This window comes from Fluviibacterium sp. S390, assembly GCF_049800695.1.
GTDB lineage: Bacteria > Pseudomonadota > Alphaproteobacteria > Rhodobacterales > Rhodobacteraceae > Meridianimarinicoccus.
In genome coordinates this window covers 93,642-110,412 of record NZ_JBNAFN010000017.1, presented here as the reverse complement: position 1 = coordinate 110,412, position 16,771 = coordinate 93,642, and the positions used below count along the sequence as shown (strand labels likewise).

General features: G+C 65.0%; 17 protein-coding genes. 14 read left to right on the top strand and 3 right to left on the bottom strand.

The annotated features are described in order from the left end of the window. The coding region (locus tag ACP15K_RS14210; RefSeq protein WP_424990092.1) for an IS5 family transposase at positions 1–429 on the top strand (429 nt) is incomplete at its 5' end. Between the two features lie 7 nt (positions 430–436). On the opposite strand, the gene ACP15K_RS14205 is transcribed toward ACP15K_RS14210, so the two are convergent. Together ACP15K_RS14205 and rsmI are read right to left on the bottom strand one after the other, a co-directional pair. Next, positions 437–787, bottom strand: coding sequence for a YraN family protein (locus tag ACP15K_RS14205; RefSeq protein WP_193140541.1), 351 nt, complete (start codon positions 785–787; stop codon positions 437–439). Continuing rightward, entirely contained in the window at positions 784–1,644 is an 861-nt protein-coding gene (gene rsmI, locus ACP15K_RS14200; RefSeq protein WP_226925690.1) for a 16S rRNA (cytidine(1402)-2'-O)-methyltransferase, read from the bottom strand. The genes ACP15K_RS14205 and rsmI overlap by 4 nt, the downstream gene beginning before the upstream one ends. A 94-nt stretch (positions 1,645–1,738) precedes the next feature. Between rsmI and ACP15K_RS14195 the strand changes: the two genes are divergently transcribed. From ACP15K_RS14195 to murJ, 3 genes are read left to right on the top strand one after another with little or no spacing between them, the layout of a single operon-like run. Beyond that, positions 1,739–2,899, top strand: a complete 1,161-nt coding sequence (locus tag ACP15K_RS14195; RefSeq protein WP_193140539.1) for a penicillin-binding protein activator — start codon at positions 1,739–1,741, stop codon at positions 2,897–2,899. Positions 2,900–2,911: 12 nt separating this feature from the next. Beyond that, complete coding sequence (locus ACP15K_RS14190; RefSeq protein ID WP_424990814.1) at positions 2,912–5,719, top strand: [protein-PII] uridylyltransferase; 2,808 nt, start codon at positions 2,912–2,914, stop codon at positions 5,717–5,719. Next, complete coding sequence (murJ, locus tag ACP15K_RS14185; RefSeq protein WP_424990813.1) at positions 5,716–7,260, top strand: murein biosynthesis integral membrane protein MurJ; 1,545 nt, start codon at positions 5,716–5,718, stop codon at positions 7,258–7,260. The genes ACP15K_RS14190 and murJ overlap by 4 nt, the downstream gene beginning before the upstream one ends. Before the next feature lie 3 nt (positions 7,261–7,263). Here the strand turns inward: murJ and ACP15K_RS14180 are convergent, their stop codons facing one another. Then, entirely contained in the window at positions 7,264–7,941 is a 678-nt protein-coding gene (locus ACP15K_RS14180; protein WP_193140537.1) for a rhomboid family intramembrane serine protease, read from the bottom strand. A gap of 75 nt (positions 7,942–8,016) precedes the next feature. Here ACP15K_RS14180 and trpS point away from each other — a divergent pair, with 75 nt between their 5' ends. From trpS to ACP15K_RS14130, 10 genes are all read left to right on the top strand, one after another. Further along, positions 8,017–9,072: a tryptophan--tRNA ligase gene (gene trpS, locus ACP15K_RS14175; RefSeq protein WP_193140536.1), complete on the top strand. Its 1,056-nt coding sequence runs from the start codon at positions 8,017–8,019 to the stop codon at positions 9,070–9,072. A gap of 102 nt (positions 9,073–9,174) precedes the next feature. Beyond that, positions 9,175–9,654 carry a VOC family protein gene (locus ACP15K_RS14170; RefSeq protein ID WP_193140535.1) on the top strand — a complete coding sequence of 160 codons (480 nt, stop codon included), beginning with the start codon at positions 9,175–9,177 and terminating at the stop codon, positions 9,652–9,654. A 75-nt stretch (positions 9,655–9,729) separates the two neighbouring features. After that, positions 9,730–10,185 (top strand): universal stress protein, encoded by a 456-nt coding sequence (locus tag ACP15K_RS14165; RefSeq protein ID WP_193140534.1) that lies wholly within the window; start codon positions 9,730–9,732, stop codon positions 10,183–10,185. Between the two features lie 75 nt (positions 10,186–10,260). Next, the gene (locus tag ACP15K_RS14160) at positions 10,261–10,821 is read left to right on the top strand and encodes a NifU family protein (protein ID WP_193140533.1); all 561 of its coding nucleotides are present in this window, start codon (positions 10,261–10,263) and stop codon (positions 10,819–10,821) included. Positions 10,822–10,825: 4 nt separating this feature from the next. Further along, entirely contained in the window at positions 10,826–11,479 is a 654-nt protein-coding gene (tsaB, locus tag ACP15K_RS14155; protein WP_424990812.1) for a tRNA (adenosine(37)-N6)-threonylcarbamoyltransferase complex dimerization subunit type 1 TsaB, read from the top strand. After that, positions 11,476–11,889: a ribosomal protein S18-alanine N-acetyltransferase gene (rimI, locus tag ACP15K_RS14150; RefSeq protein WP_193140531.1), complete on the top strand. Its 414-nt coding sequence runs from the start codon at positions 11,476–11,478 to the stop codon at positions 11,887–11,889. The genes tsaB and rimI overlap by 4 nt, the downstream gene beginning before the upstream one ends. A gap of 177 nt (positions 11,890–12,066) precedes the next feature. Then, positions 12,067–13,062 (top strand): BMP family lipoprotein, encoded by a 996-nt coding sequence (locus ACP15K_RS14145; protein ID WP_193140530.1) that lies wholly within the window; start codon positions 12,067–12,069, stop codon positions 13,060–13,062. Between the two features lie 42 nt (positions 13,063–13,104). After that, on the top strand, positions 13,105–14,646 hold the full coding sequence (locus tag ACP15K_RS14140; RefSeq protein WP_226925688.1) for an ABC transporter ATP-binding protein: 1,542 nt from the start codon (positions 13,105–13,107) through the stop codon (positions 14,644–14,646). A gap of 1 nt (position 14,647) precedes the next feature. Then, the gene (locus ACP15K_RS14135; protein ID WP_424990811.1) at positions 14,648–15,739 is read left to right on the top strand and encodes an ABC transporter permease; all 1,092 of its coding nucleotides are present in this window, start codon (positions 14,648–14,650) and stop codon (positions 15,737–15,739) included. Beyond that, positions 15,736–16,704 carry an ABC transporter permease gene (locus ACP15K_RS14130; RefSeq protein WP_424990810.1) on the top strand — a complete coding sequence of 323 codons (969 nt, stop codon included), beginning with the start codon at positions 15,736–15,738 and terminating at the stop codon, positions 16,702–16,704. Before ACP15K_RS14135 ends, ACP15K_RS14130 begins: the two co-directional genes overlap by 4 nt. The last annotated feature ends 67 nt before the right edge of the window (positions 16,705–16,771 follow it).

The window sequence follows — 16,771 nt, the reverse complement described above, 5'->3', positions numbered from 1 at the left end:
GGTTTTGGGCGCTCAAGAGGTGGGTTCACGACCAAGATCCACCTCCGCGTCAACGCGGCAGGCCTGCCCATGAGAACCGAAATCACGCCGGGCCAGACGTCCGATTACATGGGCTTTGATCTGGTCATGGCTGACAATCTGTCCGAGCCAAGCGTCCTGTTGGCCGACAAGGGCTATGATGCTGACAGCATTCGCAAAACAATGGGCGCGCGGGATGTTTTAACCCAGATCCCGATGCGCAAATCCCGCAAAATGCGCGTCGGCGTGGATCACTCTCTGTATTCCCTACGCAACCTGGTCGAGCGATGCTTCAACAAGCTCAAGAATGCCCGCCGCGTCGCCACACGCTACGACAAAACGGCTGAGAGCTTCCTCGGTTTCATAGACATCACGTCAATCCGCCTCTGGGTCCGCCTTTTGTCAACATGACCTAGGCCTAGATAAACGCGTTGGGAAGGATTTCGACCCGGCCGACGTCGTCGACCAACGCCACGTCGAAACGACAATCCGTGTCCTGACCACCGGGGAGTTGCCCAAGGTAGGTCTGCGCCGTGCGAGTCAACCGGCGCATCTGGGCGGGCCGCAGCGATTCGGCGGCTTGCGCGAAACTGCGGGCCTTTTTCACTTCGATGAAAACCACTGTCTTGCCATCGCTCATCACCAGATCGATCTCGCCGCCCCGGCGTTTCCAGCGGCGATCCCGCATCAGGTATCCGTTGTTGCGATAGCAATCAGCGACACTCTCCTCGGCCGCCAGTCCGGCATGAACCGCCAGCGCCCCGCTCATGACTCTTTGTCCATGCTCAGGGCCATCTGGTAGGCTGCTTTTCGAGGCAGGCCATATTGCGCGGCGACGAACGCCGCAGCATCGCGCACGGATTGGGTTTTCAGGGCTTCCGCCAACGCCTTGCGCATATCGTCCTCCGTCCACTCTGCGGCCCCCGGTGGGCCGACAATGACCACGCATTCGCCCTTGATGGTGCGGTCGATCAGTTCTGCGGCCAGGTCATCCAGCGGTGCCCGTACAACTTCTTCAAAGCGCTTGGTCAGTTCGCGGCACAGGGCGGCAGGACGGCTGCTTCCCAAGACATCGCGCAGATCGTTTAACAACGCGTGAACCCGTTTGGGCGATTCGTAGATCACAAGGCTGCACGGCACCTGCGACACCTCGGCCAGCGCCTTTTTCCGGGCCGTGGATTTCGGCGGCAGAAAGCCAAGAAACAGAAAGCGGTCGGTGGGCAGCCCCGACAACAGCAGCGCCGCGATGGCCGCCGACGGCCCCGGCGCGCCGGTCAGCGGAAGATCCGCGGCGATCATCTCGCGCGCCAGGTCAAAGCCGGGATCCGAGACCATCGGCGTGCCCGCCTCGGACGCATAGGCCACGCTGCGCCCCTGTTTCACCGCCTCGACCAGCTTGGCCCGCGTCCCGGCACCGCTGTGATCGTGGTAGGACCAGACCGGACGATCGCCCAGCGGCACGCCGTGGATGGCCAGCAGTTTCTTCAGGCTGCGGGTGTCCTCGGCCACCAGAATCTCTGCCGAGGCCAGGATATCCAGCGCCCGCAGGGTAATATCGCGTGCGGTCCCGATCGGGGTCGCGACCAGGTAAAGCCCCGGCTGCAGCGGCGTGACGCGATAATTCAAGGTTGGCCCCGAGTTCATTGATGCGTAGGAAAGGCGTAGAGGAGCGCGGGGGCCCCTGCAAGGTCTGCCCCGGCCAGTTTGGAAGAGGGTTTCCATGACCAAGACCGGTGGCGGCATCATCCGCAAGCTTTCGAAATTCATCACCATGGGCGTCGCACTGGTGGCGCTGGCCGCCTGTGATCCGACGGCGATCACCTCGGGAGGGCGTGGCGGCAAGGCGCAGGTCGCGCTTCTGGTGCCCAGCGGATCGGCGGACGGCAATGTCGCCTTCCTGGCCCAGTCGCTGGTCAATGCCGCCAAGCTGGCGGTGGCGGACCTGGAAGGCACCGAAATCGACCTTCGGGTCTATGACACCGCCGGCAATGCCAACCAGGCCGCCAACATGGCCCGCAATGCGGTTGCCGAAGGCGCCGACGTGATCGTCGGCCCGCTGTTTGCCGAAGCCGCCGCCGCTGTCGGCGTCGCGGTGGCCGGCACCAACACCGCCGTGCTGAGCTTCTCCAACAATGGCGATATCGCGGGCGGCAATGTCTTCGTGCTGGGTGCCACCTTCGACAACACGGCCCGCCGCATGATGGGGTATGCCAAGAAACAGGGCATCGACAGCGTGATGGTGGTCAACGGCCAGACCACCGCCGAACAGATCGGCCGCGATGCCATCGTGCGCGCCGCGCAGGATTATGGTATCCGCATCGCTGGCAGCGAGAGCTTTGCCATGTCGCAGGAAGGCGTGGTCGCCGCGGCACCCCGCATCGTGGCCCAGACCCAGGCCAGCGGTGCCAGTGCCCTGTTCCTGACCTCGAACACCGACACCGCCCTGCCGATCATCACCCAGCTTCTGCCGGAACAGGGGCTGACGCCGGAAAGCATCCAGTACATCGGCCTGACCCGCTGGGACGTGCCGGCCTCGGCACTGGCGCTGCCGGGCGTTCAGGGCGGCTGGTTCGCACTGCCGGACACGCAGGCCCTCAACCAGTTCTCCAGCCGCTATTCCACGGCCTTTGGCGCGGCACCGCACAGCATCGCCGGTCTGGGATATGACGGCATCGCCGCCGTTGGCGCGCTGGCCGGGTCGAACAACGGGCTCAGCCCCTCCAGCTTCACCCAGTCGCGCGGCTTTGCCGGGGCCAGCGGCGTGTTCCGCTTCCTGCAAAACGGCAGCAACCAGCGCGCGCTGTCCGTGGCCACCATCCAGAACAAGGCCGTGCGCATCCTTGACCCGGCGCCGAAGTCCTTTGGCGCCGCCGGTTTTTAAGCAGACTGACTTTTGTCCGACACAACACCTGACAGCACGGCCGACCGCTTTTGCGTTCCGGCCGCGCCCGACAGCCTGAACCTGATCGCCCCGCCCGAGAACATCTTCGACCGGCAGGCGGTGGCGGCGGCGCTGCATCAGCTTGCCGAGGATTCGGCGGACGCGAAAACCTTGCGCAACGCCACCGTGGGCCTTCTGTCGGCGCAAATGAAGCACGGCCGCGCCGTCATAGCCGAGGCCATCGCCAAGCGACCGCTGGACGCGGGTCCGGCCGTGCGCGCCTATGCCTATCTGACCGACTGCGTGGTGTGCAGCACCTTCCTGCTGGCCACCAACGTGCTGCATCCGGCCACCTCTGCGGACACCTGGGAAGGCCTCGCACTGGTTGCCGTGGGCGGCTATGGCCGCGCCGAGATGGCGCCCTTTTCCGACGTCGACCTGCTGTTCCTGACCCCCTGGAAGCTGACCCCCTGGGCCGAGAGTGTCATCGAATCGATGCTCTACATGCTGTGGGACCTGCGCCTGAAGGTCGGCCACGCCAGCCGCACCGTCAATGAATGCCTGCGTCTGGGCAAGGATGATCACACCATCCGCACCGCCCTGCTGGAAAGCCGCTATCTGGCCGGGCACCAGCCGCTGGCACAAGAGTTGAAAAAGCGACTCCGCAAGGAGCTATTTTCGAACACCGCCGGCGATTTCATCGAATCCAAGATGTCCGAGCGCGAAGCCCGTCACTCGAAACAGGGCGGCCATCGCTATGTGGTGGAACCCAACGTCAAGGAAGCCAAGGGCGGCCTGCGCGATCTTCAGGCGCTGTTCTGGATTGCCAAATACGTCCACGGCGTCGACCGCCCGGCCGAACTGGTCGATCTTGGCCTCTTCACCCGCGAGGAGTTTGGCTATTTCCAGCGCGCCGAGAATTTTCTCTGGGCGGTGCGCAACCAGCTGCACCTGATCACCGGGCGGGCCATGGATCAGCTGACGTTCGACCTGCAGGTCGAGGTCGCCGACCGCTTGGACTACAAGGATCGCGCCGGGCGCCGGGGCGTCGAGATCTTCATGCAGGACTATTTTCGCCACGCCACCCGCGTCGGCGACCTGACCCGCGTGCTGCTGACCGCGATGGAGGCCGACCACATCCGGCGGATGCCCACCCTTGCCGGCCTGTTCCAGCGCCGCAAGCGGGTCAAGCAGGGCTACAAGATCGTGCACGGGCGGATCAACATTCAGGACGAGAAGGAATTCCTGAGCGATCCGGTGAATCTGTTGCGGCTGTTCGACGAGGCGCTGCGTACCGGCTACAAGCTGCACCCGGACGCCGTGCGCGCGGTTTCAGCCAACCTGGATCTGATCGACGACACCGTGCGCCGCGACCCGCTGGCATCCAAGATCTTCCTGAGCTGCCTGCTGAAACGCAACAATCCGGGCCGCGCCTTGCGGCGGATGAAGGAATCCGGCCTGCTGGGCGCCTTCATCCCCGAGTTTCAGACGGTGGTCGGGATGATGCAGTTCAACATGTATCACCACTATACCGTCGACGAGCACACCATCATCTGCATCGAGAACCTGTGCCAGGTCGAAAAGGGCGAGTTGAAGGACGAGCTTCCGATCTCGACCCGGATCGTCGAGGACGGCATCAACCGCCGGGTTCTGTATCTGGCCCTGCTGCTGCACGACATCGGCAAGGGCCGGCCCGAAGATCATTCGCTGCTGGGCGCGCGCGTGGCCCGCCGCGTGGCGCCGCGTCTGGGGCTGAAGCCCAAGGACTGCGAAACCGTGGAGTGGCTGGTCCGCCATCACCTGCTGATGTCCGACATGGCACAAAAGCGGGACCTGTCCGATCCGCGCACGGTGCGCGACTTTGCCAAGGCGGTGAAGACCCAGAAGCGGCTTGACCTGCTGCTGGTGCTGACCTCCTGCGACATTCGCGGGGTCGGTCCGGGGGTCTGGAACAACTGGAAGGCCATGCTGCTGCGCAACCTCTACCGCCAGACCACCGAGGCACTGTCGACCGGGTTGGAGGACGTCAATCGCGTGTCCCGCGAAAGCGATGCCAAGAAGGCGCTGCGCGAGGCACTGGCCGATTGGGACAAGGCCAGGCTGCGGCGCGAGACCAGCCGCCACTACGGTCCGTACTGGCAGGGTCTGCAGACCGAAACGCAGGTGGTCATGGCCAATCTGCTGGACGGGCTGACGGATGACGAGGTGCGCATCGACCTGCACGAGGACGTGGACCGCGACGCCACCCGCGTCTGTTTCGTCATGGCCGACCATCCCGGCATCTTTGCCCGGCTGGCAGGTTCTCTGGCGCTGGTGGGGGCCAACGTGGTGGACGCGCGCACCTTCACCACCAAGGACGGCTATGCCACCGCTGCCTTCTGGATCCAGGATGCCGACGGCCATCCCTATGAAGTCGACCGGCTGGGCCGGCTGAAATCGATGATCCACAAGACCCTGGGCGGCGAGATCGTGGCGGGCGAGGCCATGGTCAAGCGCGACAAGATCAAGAAACGGGAAAAGGCCTTCCGGCATCCGACCTCGGTCTCTTTCGACAACGAAGGCTCGGACATCTACACCATCATCGAAGTCGACACCCGCGACCGGCCGGGACTGCTGTATGACATCGCCCGGACGCTGGCCAACAACAATATCTACCTGTCTTCGGCACAGATCGCGACTTATGGCACGCAGGCGGTGGACAGCTTCTACGTCAAGGACATGTTCGGGCTGAAGTTGATGGGCCAGACCAAGCTGGAAAACCTTGAAAAGAAGCTGCTGCACGCCATCGAACAGGGTGCCAGCAAGGCCGCCGCGCAATGAAGCCCATCAGGCTGCTGAGCGGACTGCTGACCGTCGGCGGCTGGACCATGGCCAGCCGGGTGCTGGGCTTTGTCCGCGACGCGATGATCGTGGCGCTTCTGGGCACTGGCCCGGCCTATCAGGCCTTCATCGTGGCGTTCTCGCTGCCCAACATGTTCCGCCGCTTCTTTGCCGAGGGCGCCTTCAACATGGCCTTCGTGCCGATGTTCTCGCGGCGGCTGGAAACCGGCGACCGCCCGGCCGATTTCGCGCAGGAGGCCTTTGCGGCGCTGGCCAGCGTAGTGCTGGTCCTGACGTTGATCGCGCAACTGGCCATGCCGGGGCTGGTCTATGCCATGGCGTCCGGTTTCGCCGGGCAGGAGCAATTCGATCTGGCGGTCGGCTTCGGACGCATCGCCTTTCCCTATATCTTCTTCATCGCGCTGGCGGCGATGCTGTCGGGGGTGCTCAACGCCTCGGGCCGCTTCGTGGCCGCCGCTGCCGCCCCGGTGCTGCTGAACGTGATTTTCATCGCCTTCATGAGCCTGGCGCTCTGGCTGGGCGGCGAGGTTGCCCGCGCGCTGATCTGGGCAGTACCCGTTGCTGGCGTGGCGCAATTCGCGCTGGTCTGGAGCGCGGCGCGCAAGGCCGGCTTCACCATGCGGCCCGCGATGCCGCGCTTCACCCCGGAGATCCGGCAACTGGCGATTGTCGCGGCACCGGCGGCGCTGGCCTCGGGGGTGGTGCAGATCAACCTGCTGATCGGGCGGCAGGTGGCCAGCTATTTCGACAAGGCGATGGACTGGATGTACACCGCCGACCGGCTGTACCAATTGCCGCTGGGCGTCGTGGGCATTGCCGTGGGCATCGTCCTGCTGCCCGACCTGTCGCGCCGTCTGGCCGCCGATGACGCCGCCGGGGGCCGCGCCGCGCTCAGTCGTGCCGGAGAGATTTCGCTGGCCCTCACCCTGCCTGCGGCGGTCGCCCTGCTGGTGATTGCCGAACCGATGGTCTCGGTCCTGTTCGAACGCGGCAAGTTCACTGCCGCTGACAGCCAGGGCACCGCGCTGGCCGCCGCGATCTACGGGTTGGGCCTGCCCGCCTTCGTGCTGCAAAAGGTGCTGCAACCGCTGTATTTCGCCCGCTCCGACACCCGCAGCCCGTACCGCTTCGCGGTCTGGGCGATGCTGGTCAATGCCGGCTGCGCCATCGGCCTGTCGCCGGTGATCGGCTGGCCCGCCGCTGCCCTTGGCACCACGCTGGCGGGCTGGGCCATGGTGGTCTTCCTGTGGCGCGGCACCAGCACAATGGGCGAGGTCGCCCGCTTTGACGACCGCTTCCGCCGCGCCGTGCCCCGGCAATTGCTGGCCTCGATTCTGATGGGGGCCGTGCTTTGGGCGCTGGCGCAGGGGTTGCAGGGCGCATTGCACACCGCGGGCCTGCGCTATGGCGCGCTGGCCCTGCTGATCGGGGCCGGAATCGTCAGCTATTTCGCCGCCGCTCACCTGCTGGGCGCGCTGACCCTGCGCGAGTTGAAGTCGGCCTTCCGGCGCGGGCGCTGAGCCTCAGCGCCGCCGCAACGCCGCGCGCAGCTTGGCCCAGCCACCCGGCACCAGCAGGAAGGACAGGCCGAAGCCGCTGGCAAACCCCGCCACATCGGCCACCCAATCCTTCTGGCCGCCGAACAGCAGCCCGAACAGAAGCTGGATCGCCATCAGCAGGCCGATCAGCCGGAACGCCTGCAACTGGTTCTGGCGCAGGAACTTCGCCTGGACCCACATCAGGAAGGTGTAGCCGCCGATCAGCCCGTAGACGCCGGGATAACCGCCCACCAAAGGGAAATCCTCGTTCAGCAGCAGTCCATAAGCCAGCGCCCCGCCGATCGACGCGCCGAAGAAGATGGCAAAGACTGCCACGTTGCCCAAAGCCTCGCCCACCATCTTGCCCATGGCCAGCAGGAAGACGCAGACGAACATCGCGTGGGTAAAGCTGAGATGCAGCAGCGGATAGGTGACGAACCGCACCATCAGGTCCGGCGGGAACTTCAGGTTGACCACCATCCAGTCCAGCGCCTGACCGAAGAAGGCGTAATTCTCGACCGCGCGGGTGCGCAGACCAATGCCGCCGGGGCCGCCCAGCAGACCCCGCTCGGCCAGGGTGAACAGCACTTCGACGCCGAACACGACGGCGGCCAGCGCGATCACCGCTGCGGGCAAGGGATTGACGGGGCGGGCGGGTTCCATGGGTGTTCCTTGATTGACGGCATCCGGCCCCGCAGATAAGCGAGCCGTGCACGGAAATCCAGACGGAGAACCCCCATGACGGATGCGGTCCAAACGCAGTCCACCCCGGCCGAAGCCCCGAACGCCGCCTTCACCCCGCGGGTCTTTTCGGGAATCCAGCCGACCAACCACCTGCAACTGGGCAATTACCTGGGCGCGGTGAAGCGCTTTGTCGACATGCAGGACAGCGGCATCCAGACCCTGTATTGCATCGTCGATCTGCACGCGATCACGGTCTGGCAGGACCCGGCCGATCTGACCCGCGCGACGCGGGAACTGGCGGCAGGATACCTGGCCAGCGGCCTGGACCCGAAAAAGTCGATCCTGTTCAATCAGGCGCGCGTGCCTGCCCATGCCCAGATGGCATGGCTGTTCAACTGCGTGGCGCGCATGGGCTGGTTGAACCGGATGACCCAGTTCAAGGACAAGGCGGGCAAGAACCGCGAGGCGGCCTCGACCGGGCTGTTCGCCTATCCCAACCTGATGGCCGCCGATATTCTGGTCTATCATGCCACACAGGTGCCCGTGGGCGAGGATCAGAAGCAGCACCTTGAGCTGACCCGCGACATCGCCATGAAGTTCAACAACGACTATGGCGTCGATTTCTTCCCGATCACCGAACCGGTGATCGAAGGCGCGGCCACGCGGGTGATGAGCCTGCGCGACGGCTCTAAGAAAATGTCGAAATCCGATCCCTCGGACATGAGCCGCATCAACCTCACCGACGATGCCGACACCATCGCCAAGAAGATCCGCAAGGCCAAGACCGACCCCGAGCCCCTGCCCGAAAGCGCCGAGGGTCTGGCCGAGCGGCCCGAGGCGCGCAACCTGGTCAACATCTACGCCGGTCTGGCCGATATCCCCGTCGATGCGGTGATGGCCGACCATGGCGGCAAGACATTTTCCGAATTCAAGCCGGCGCTGGCCGAACTGGCGGTTGCCAAGCTGTCGCCGATCACCGGAGAAATGTCCCGGCTGATGCAGGATCCCGCCGAGATCGACCGCATTCTGGCCGATGGCGCGGAACGGGCCGACGAGATCGCCCAGCCGATCCTGAAACGCGCCTACGAGATCGTCGGCCTGCTGACCTGACCCCGATATCCTGCGCGTCCCCGCACAGAGGGGCGTGCAGGACGCGCTATATACACGGTCCCCGCGCCCGGCCTAGGCTGTCTGAAGTGTCAGGAGACCGCCATGACCTCTGCCCCGCTTCCCACGCCGCGCATCGGCCACGTCCATCTGAAAGTGGCGGATCTTGAGCGCGCCGTGCGTTTCTATGCCGATCTTCTGGGGCTGGAGGTGCAGGCCACCGACGGGCGCACGGTCGCCTTCCTGTCATGGGGCAGCTATCATCACCATATCGCGCTGAACACATGGCACAGCGAAGGTGGCACCCCGGCGCCGGTCCGGCACACCGGCCTGTTCCATGTGGCGTTCCTGTACCCCACCCGCGTCGAACTGGCCCGCGTGGTGCGGCGCATGGTGGATGCCGGTGTGCCGCTGGACGGGGCCTCGGATCATGGCGTCAGCGAAGCGATCTATCTCAGCGATCCCGACGGTAACGGGATCGAGCTTTACTGGGACCGGCCGCGCGCCGAATGGCCACGCGATGCCGATGGCCAGCTTGCCATGTACACCCGGCGTCTCGATCTGGACGATCTGCTGGCCAATTGAGCGGAAAATATCCCGGCCCTCCCTTGCCTTGGCGCACAAAGGCGGCATCATGGCGCCGATAGCAGGGGATCCATCATGCGTACCTTTCTCGTCGTGCTCGACGACAGCCAGGAATGTCTTAATGCCATGCGCTTTGCCGCCATGCGTGCTGCCAAGACCGGCGGCGGGGTCGAGATCCTGTCGGTGATCCCGCCGGACGAGTTCAACCATTGGGTCGGCGTGGGCGACATCATGCGGGAAGAAGCCCGCGAACGGATCACTGCGCATTTCGAGGTGTTTGCCAAATGGATGCGCGACAAGCAGGGCGTCGATCCGACCCTGGTAATCCGCGAAGGCGACCTGTTCAAGGAAGTGCTGGCTCAGATCCACGACAATCCCGAAATCGGGGTTCTGGTGCTGGGCGCGGGTACCGAGAAAAGCGGCCCCGGTCCGCTGATCTCGCATATGACCAAATCCGCGGCACAGGTGCCCATTCCCTTCACCGTGGTGCCGGGCAACATGTCCAAGGAACAACTGGAAAGCGTGACCTGACGCCAGTTTGGAATCATTCCAAACATTGACTTCGCGCGGCTCTAGCCGCATATCAGGCGCAACGGAGGCTTTGCCATGTTCATTCAAACCGAATCCACCCCGAATCCCGCGACCCTGAAGTTCCTGCCCGGCATGGCGGTTCTGGAAAGCGGCACAGCCGACTTCCCCGAGGCCGACAGCGCCGCGAAATCCCCGCTGGCGCGCCGCATCTTCGCGGTCGAGGGCGTCACGGCGGTCTTCCTGGGCGCCGATTTCGTCACCGTCACCAAGAAAGACGGCGTCGAATGGGATCACCTGAAGCCCGCCGTGCTGGGCGCGGTGATGGAGCATTTCCAGTCCGGTGACGCGACGCTGGACGGCGCTGCCGAGAACGCCGGCCATGCCGCGCATGACGGTCCGGATTCGGAAATCGTCGGCCAGATCAAGGAATTGCTGGACACCCGCGTGCGGCCCGCCGTAGCGCAGGATGGCGGCGACATCACCTTCCACGGTTTTGATCGCGGCATCGTCTACCTGCATATGCAGGGCGCCTGCGCCGGGTGCCCCTCGTCCACGCTGACGCTGAAGATGGGCATCGAGAACCTGCTGCGCCACTATATCCCCGAAGTGGTGGAAGTGCGCCCCGTCGCCGTCTGAACCGATGCGCGACAGCGGGCCGATCCTGGCCTTCGACACCTCAGGTCCGTTCTGCGCCGCCGCCCTGCTTCGGGGCGGCGAGGTGCTTTGGCAGGGGGATTGGCACGGCGCGCGCGGCCAGGCCGAACAGCTTTTTCCCCTGCTTGAGGACGGGTTGGCCCAAACCGGGCTGACATGGGCCGACCTGACACGTCTTGGCGTCGGCGTCGGTCCCGGCAATTTCACCGGCATCCGCATCGCAGTTTCGGCCGCACGTGGGTTGGCCCTGTCGCTGGGCATACCAGCCATCGGGGTCAGCCGTCTTGAGGCGCAGGTGCTGGACGCCCCCCGCCCGGCGGTCTCACTGGTCGCAGCCCCGCGCGGCAGCGTCTATGTGCAGACGTTTCTGCCGGACGGCCCTCACCCCCCCGCCCTGCACACCGCCGCAGATCTGGCCACGCTGGCGCTTCCCGCAGACGCTTCGTTGCTGGGCGTCGATCTTGCGGTGCAGGCCGAAAGCCTGAACAGACCCATCACCCCACCGCCGCACCTGTTGGCGGTGGCCATCGCAACCATCGCCGCCCGCGCACCTGCCGACAGCCCGCGCCCGGCGCCCCTGTACCTGCGGGCAGCCGACGCGGCCCCGGCCAGCGATCCGCCCCCGATAATCCTCTCATGACGCCAGACACGCTGGCGGATCTGCACGCGGCATGTTTCACCACGCCCCGCCCCTGGCGGGCGGTCGAGTTTGCCGGGTTGCTGGCCCAGCCTGCGGTGTTTCTGGAACCGCACCCGTCAGGCTTCGCCCTGGGCCGCGTGATCGCGGATGAGGCTGAGCTTCTGACCCTTGCCGTCAACCCGGCCTGCCGACGCGCGGGGATCGGACGGGCGCTGATGGCGCGCTTCATCGATACGGCCCGTGAGCGCGGCGCGACACAGGCGTTTCTCGAGGTCGCGGCGGACAATGCCGCCGCGCTCGCCCTGTACGACGGGTGCGGCCTTGCCCGCGTGGGGCTGCGACCCCGGTACTACACTGCCCCCGATGGTTCGAAGATCGACGCGGTGGTGATGACCCGGACCATCGTATAGGCGATCGCCGTGTCTGCCCCCGCCCTGCCCCGGCGTTTTGGGCAGCAACCGCTTGGCAAACCGCAGAAACCTGTTGACCCCTCTCCGCTGCTGCGGCCTACTTCTGGCAAGACCGCGCCGCAACAAGGCGCGGCGTGCCGTTTTGCGCGGCAGAAGTCCAATAGTTGGGAGACTGCAATGACCTTCATGAAAACGCTTTTCGGAGCGGGCACCGCCCTGACCCTGAGCATGACCGCCGCGCTGGCGGAGCCGGGGCTGATCATCGATCTGGGTGGCAAGTTCGACAAATCCTTCAACGAAAGCGCCTATAACGGGGCGCAGCGGTGGCTGAAAGACTCCGGTGGCGCCTACAAGGAAACCGAACTGCAATCCGAAGCGCAGCGCGAGCAATCCATGCGCCGCATGGCCGAAAGCGGCGCCAACCCGGTCGTGGTTCTGGGCTTCGCCAATGCCTCGACCCTTGAAAAGGTCGCGCCGGACTATCCCGAAACCATGTTCACCATCGTCGACATGGTCGTCGATCAGCCGAACGTGCAGTCGGTGGTCTTCAAAGAGCACGAAGGCAGCTATCTGGTCGGCGTTCTGGCCGCTATGGCCTCGGAATCCAATGTCGTCAGCTTCGTTGGCGGGATGGACGTGCCGCTGATCTCGAAATTCGCCTGTGGCTATGCACAGGGTGTGAAGGCGGTGAAGCCCGACGCCAAGGTCATCGTCAACATGACCGGCACCACCCCCACCGCGTGGAACGACCCGGTGAAGGGCGGCGAACTGACCCGCGCCCAGATCAGCCAGGGGTCTGACGTGGTCTATGCCGCCGCCGGTGGCACCGGCATCGGTGTTCTGCAAACCGCTGCCGATGAAGGCATCCTGTCCATCGGCGTGGACAGCAACCAGAACCACCTGCATCCGGGCAAGGTGCTGACCTCGATGGTCAAGCGCGTGGACAACGCCGTCTACGAGGCTTTCGATACCTTCGAGAAGGGCGAATTCACCCCCGGCATCAAGGTCATGGGCCTGAACAACGGTGGCGTCGGCTGGGCACTGGATGACAACAACGAACCCCTCATCACCGAATCGATGATGGCAACGCTGGAAGAAACCCAGGGCCGCATCATCTCGGGCGACATCGTGGTGCACGACTACACCACCGACAGCTCCTGCCCGGCCTTCTGAGCGCAGATGACCTCGCAAACACAGACCGGGGGGCGGCCTGACATGGCCGCCCCTTCCGCTGCCCCCGCCATCGAGCTGCGCGGCATCTCGAAAGCCTTCGGTCCGGTCCAGGCCAACAAGGACATCGCGATCCGTGTCGAACGCGGCACGATTCACGGGATCATCGGCGAGAACGGCGCTGGAAAATCGACCCTGATGTCGATCCTCTACGGCTTCTACAAGGCCGACGCCGGCGAGATCTTCATCGGCGGACAGAAAACCGAGATCCCCGACAGCCAGGCCGCCATTCGCGCCGGCATCGGGATGGTCTTCCAGCACTTCAAGCTGGTCGAGAACTTCACCGTTCTGGAAAACGTGGTGCTGGGGGCCGAAGAAGGCGCTTTCCTGCGCCCCTCACTGGCCAAGGCCCGCACGCTACTGACGAACCTGTCGCGCGAATACGCGCTGGACGTGGACCCCGATGCCCTGATCGAAAACCTGAGCGTCGGTCACCAGCAGCGCGTCGAGATCCTGAAGGCCCTGTATCGCAAGGCCGACATCCTGATTCTGGACGAGCCCACCGGCGTGCTGACGCCGTCCGAGGCCGACCACCTGTTCCGCATCCTTCACGGGCTGCGTGACGAGGGCAAGACCATCATCCTGATCACCCACAAGCTGCGCGAGATCATGGAGATCACCGACACCGTCAGCGTCATGCGGCGCGGCGAAATGACGGCCACGGTCAAGACCGCCGAAACCTCGCCCACCGAACTGGCCGAGCTGATGGTGGGCCGAAAGGTGCTGCTGCGCGTCGACAAGACCCCGGCAAATCCCGGCGCCACGGTGCTGGATGTTTCCGACTTGCGGGTCACCGACGAAAAGGGGGTCGAGCGCCTGAAGGGCGTGTCCCTGAACGTGCGGGCGGGAGAAATCCTTGGCATTGCCGGGGTGGCCGGCAACGGCCAGTCGGAACTGTTGCAGGTGCTGGGTGGCATTGCGGACGCCAAGGGAACAATCACGCTGAACGGCAAACCGCTGAGCCTGTCGGGCCCGGACAGCGACGGCCGCGCCCGCCGCGCCGCAGGCATCACCCATGTGCCGGAGGATCGTCACAAGCTGGGGCTGATCCTGGATTTCGCGGCGTGGGAGAACACCGGCTTTGGCTATCAGCATCGCCCCGAATACAGCCACAGCGGCATCATGGACAACGCCGCCCTGCGCGCCGACACCGATGGCAAGATGGAGCGCTTCGACGTGCGCCCGCCGCACAACTGGCTGGCCGCAAAGAGCTTTTCCGGCGGCAACCAGCAGAAACTGGTGCTGGCCCGTGAGATGGAGCAGAACCCCGACCTGCTGCTGGTGGGCCAGCCGACCCGCGGCGTGGACATCGGCGCCATCGAGTTCATTCACCAGCGCCTGATCCAGTTGCGAGACGAGGGCAAGGCAATCCTGCTGGTCTCGGTCGAACTGGAAGAGATCCTGTCCCTGTCGGACAGGATCGCGGTGATGTTCGACGGCCGCATCATGGGCGAGCGCCTGCCGGGCGACACCGACGAGACCGAACTGGGCATGTTGATGGCCGGTATGGACGGAAAGGCGGGTTGAGATGAACAAGATGCCGAAGTGGGCCGATGTGGCCCTGATCCCCGCCATCAACCTGTTGCTTGCGCTGGCCGTCTCGGCGCTGGTCATTGCCTATATCGGCGAAAACCCGGTGCAGGCGATGAAGATCATGATCAAGGGCGCGGTCGGCTCGGCTTATGGCTGGGGCTATACGCTGTACTACGCGACCAACTTCATCTTCACCGGGCTGGCGGTGGCCGTGGCCTTCCATGCCCGGCTGTTCAACATCGGTGGCGAAGGGCAGGCCATGCTGGGCGGTCTGGGCGTGGCGCTGGTCTGCCTGGCACTGCCCTGGCCGCATTGGACGCTGGCGCTGCCCGCGGCAGTGGTCGGTGGCGCGCTGTTCGGGGCCGCCTGGGCGGCAATCCCGGCCTATCTGCAGGCCAAGCGCGGCAGTCATATCGTGATCACCACGATCATGTTCAACTTCATTGCCTCGGCCTTGCTGGTCTACCTTCTGAACAACGTGTTGAAGGTGCCCGGCTCGATGGCCCCCGAAACCCCGCGCTTCATCGAAGGGGCGCGGCTGCCGACGGCCTATGATTTCGGGGCGTGGCTGGGGTTCACCCGCTCGGCCCCGCTGAACGTGGCCTTCTTCGTGGCACTGGCCTGCTGCGTCGGGGTCTGGTTCCTGATCTGGCGGACCCGGCTGGGATACGAGATCCGCGCCTTTGGCCAGTCCGAACCGGCCGCGGTCTATGCCGGAATCCAGCCGGTGAAAATCACCGTGATCGCCATGCTGATTTCCGGCGGGTTGGCCGGTCTGATGGGGGTCAACGCCGTGCAGGGCGAGGCCGAACGCCTGATCATCGACAGCGTTCAGGGCGCCGGGTTCGTCGGGATTGCCGTGGCGCTCATGGGGCGTTCGCACCCGGTGGGCGTGCTGATCGCCGCGGTTCTGTTCGGCGCGCTTTATCAGGGCGGCGCGGAACTGGAATTTGAAATCCCGGCCATCAGCCGCGAGATGATCGTGGTGATCCAGGCGCTGGTGATCCTGTTTACCGGCGCGCTTGACAACATGGTGCGGGCCCCCGTGGCGCGGCTGTTCTCGGGCAATGGAAAAGGAGCGGCATGATGGATCTGAACACGGTTCTTCAGCTACTGGACTCCAGCCTGCGTCTGGCCACGCCGCTGCTGTTTGCCTGCCTTGCGGGGCTGTTTTCCGAACGCGCGGGCATTTTCGACATCGGGCTTGAGGGCAAGATGCTGGCAGCGGCCTTCTTCTCGGCGGCGGCAGCGGCGGTGTCGGGCTCGGCCTGGGTCGGTCTGGCGGCCGGCTGTACCGCCTCGCTGTTGCTGGCAGCCCTGCACGGGGTCGCCTCGATCACTTTCCGGGGAAACCAGCTGATCTCGGGCGTGGCGATCAACTTTCTGGCCGTCGGGCTGACCGTGCTGATCGGGCAGAACTGGTTCAAGCTGGGCGGGCGCACCCCGCCGCTGCAGGGCGATGCCCGGTTCCAGAACATCGACCTGCCGCTGGCCAGCACCATTGAGTCGGTGCCGATCCTTGGCCCGCTCTATTCCGAAGTGCTTTCGGGGCATTCGATCCTGGTCTACGTCGGCCTCTTGTCCGTGCTCGGCAGCTGGTACGTGCTGTTCCGCACAAGGTTTGGCCTGCGCCTGCGCGCCGTGGGCGAGAATCCCGGCGCTGTGGATACGGCGGGTGTTTCGGTCGTCGGGCTGCGCTATTCGGCGGTGCTGATCTGCGGACTTCTGTGCGGGCTGGCGGGAACCTATCTGGCCACCGGCCTGTCGGCGGGCTTCGTCAAGGACATGAGTGCAGGTCGCGGCTTCATCGCCCTGGCTGCCCTGATCTTTGCCAAGTGGCGGCCCTGGTCGGCGCTTGGCGCCTGCCTGTTGTTCGGTTTGCTGGAGGCCCTGGGCAACCGCTTCCAGACCTTCGAACTGGCGGGCGTCACCATGCCCACGCAGCTGATGCAGGCCCTGCCCTATATCCTGACGGTGGTGATTCTGGCGGGGTTCGTCGGCAAGGCCATCCCGCCCCGCGCAGGTGGCGAGCCCTACGTCAAGGAACGCTGACCCACCCGCACGGCGCGCAATCTTGCGTCGTGCGGGCGGCTTTTTTCCAGAAACTGCAGAGTAGCCG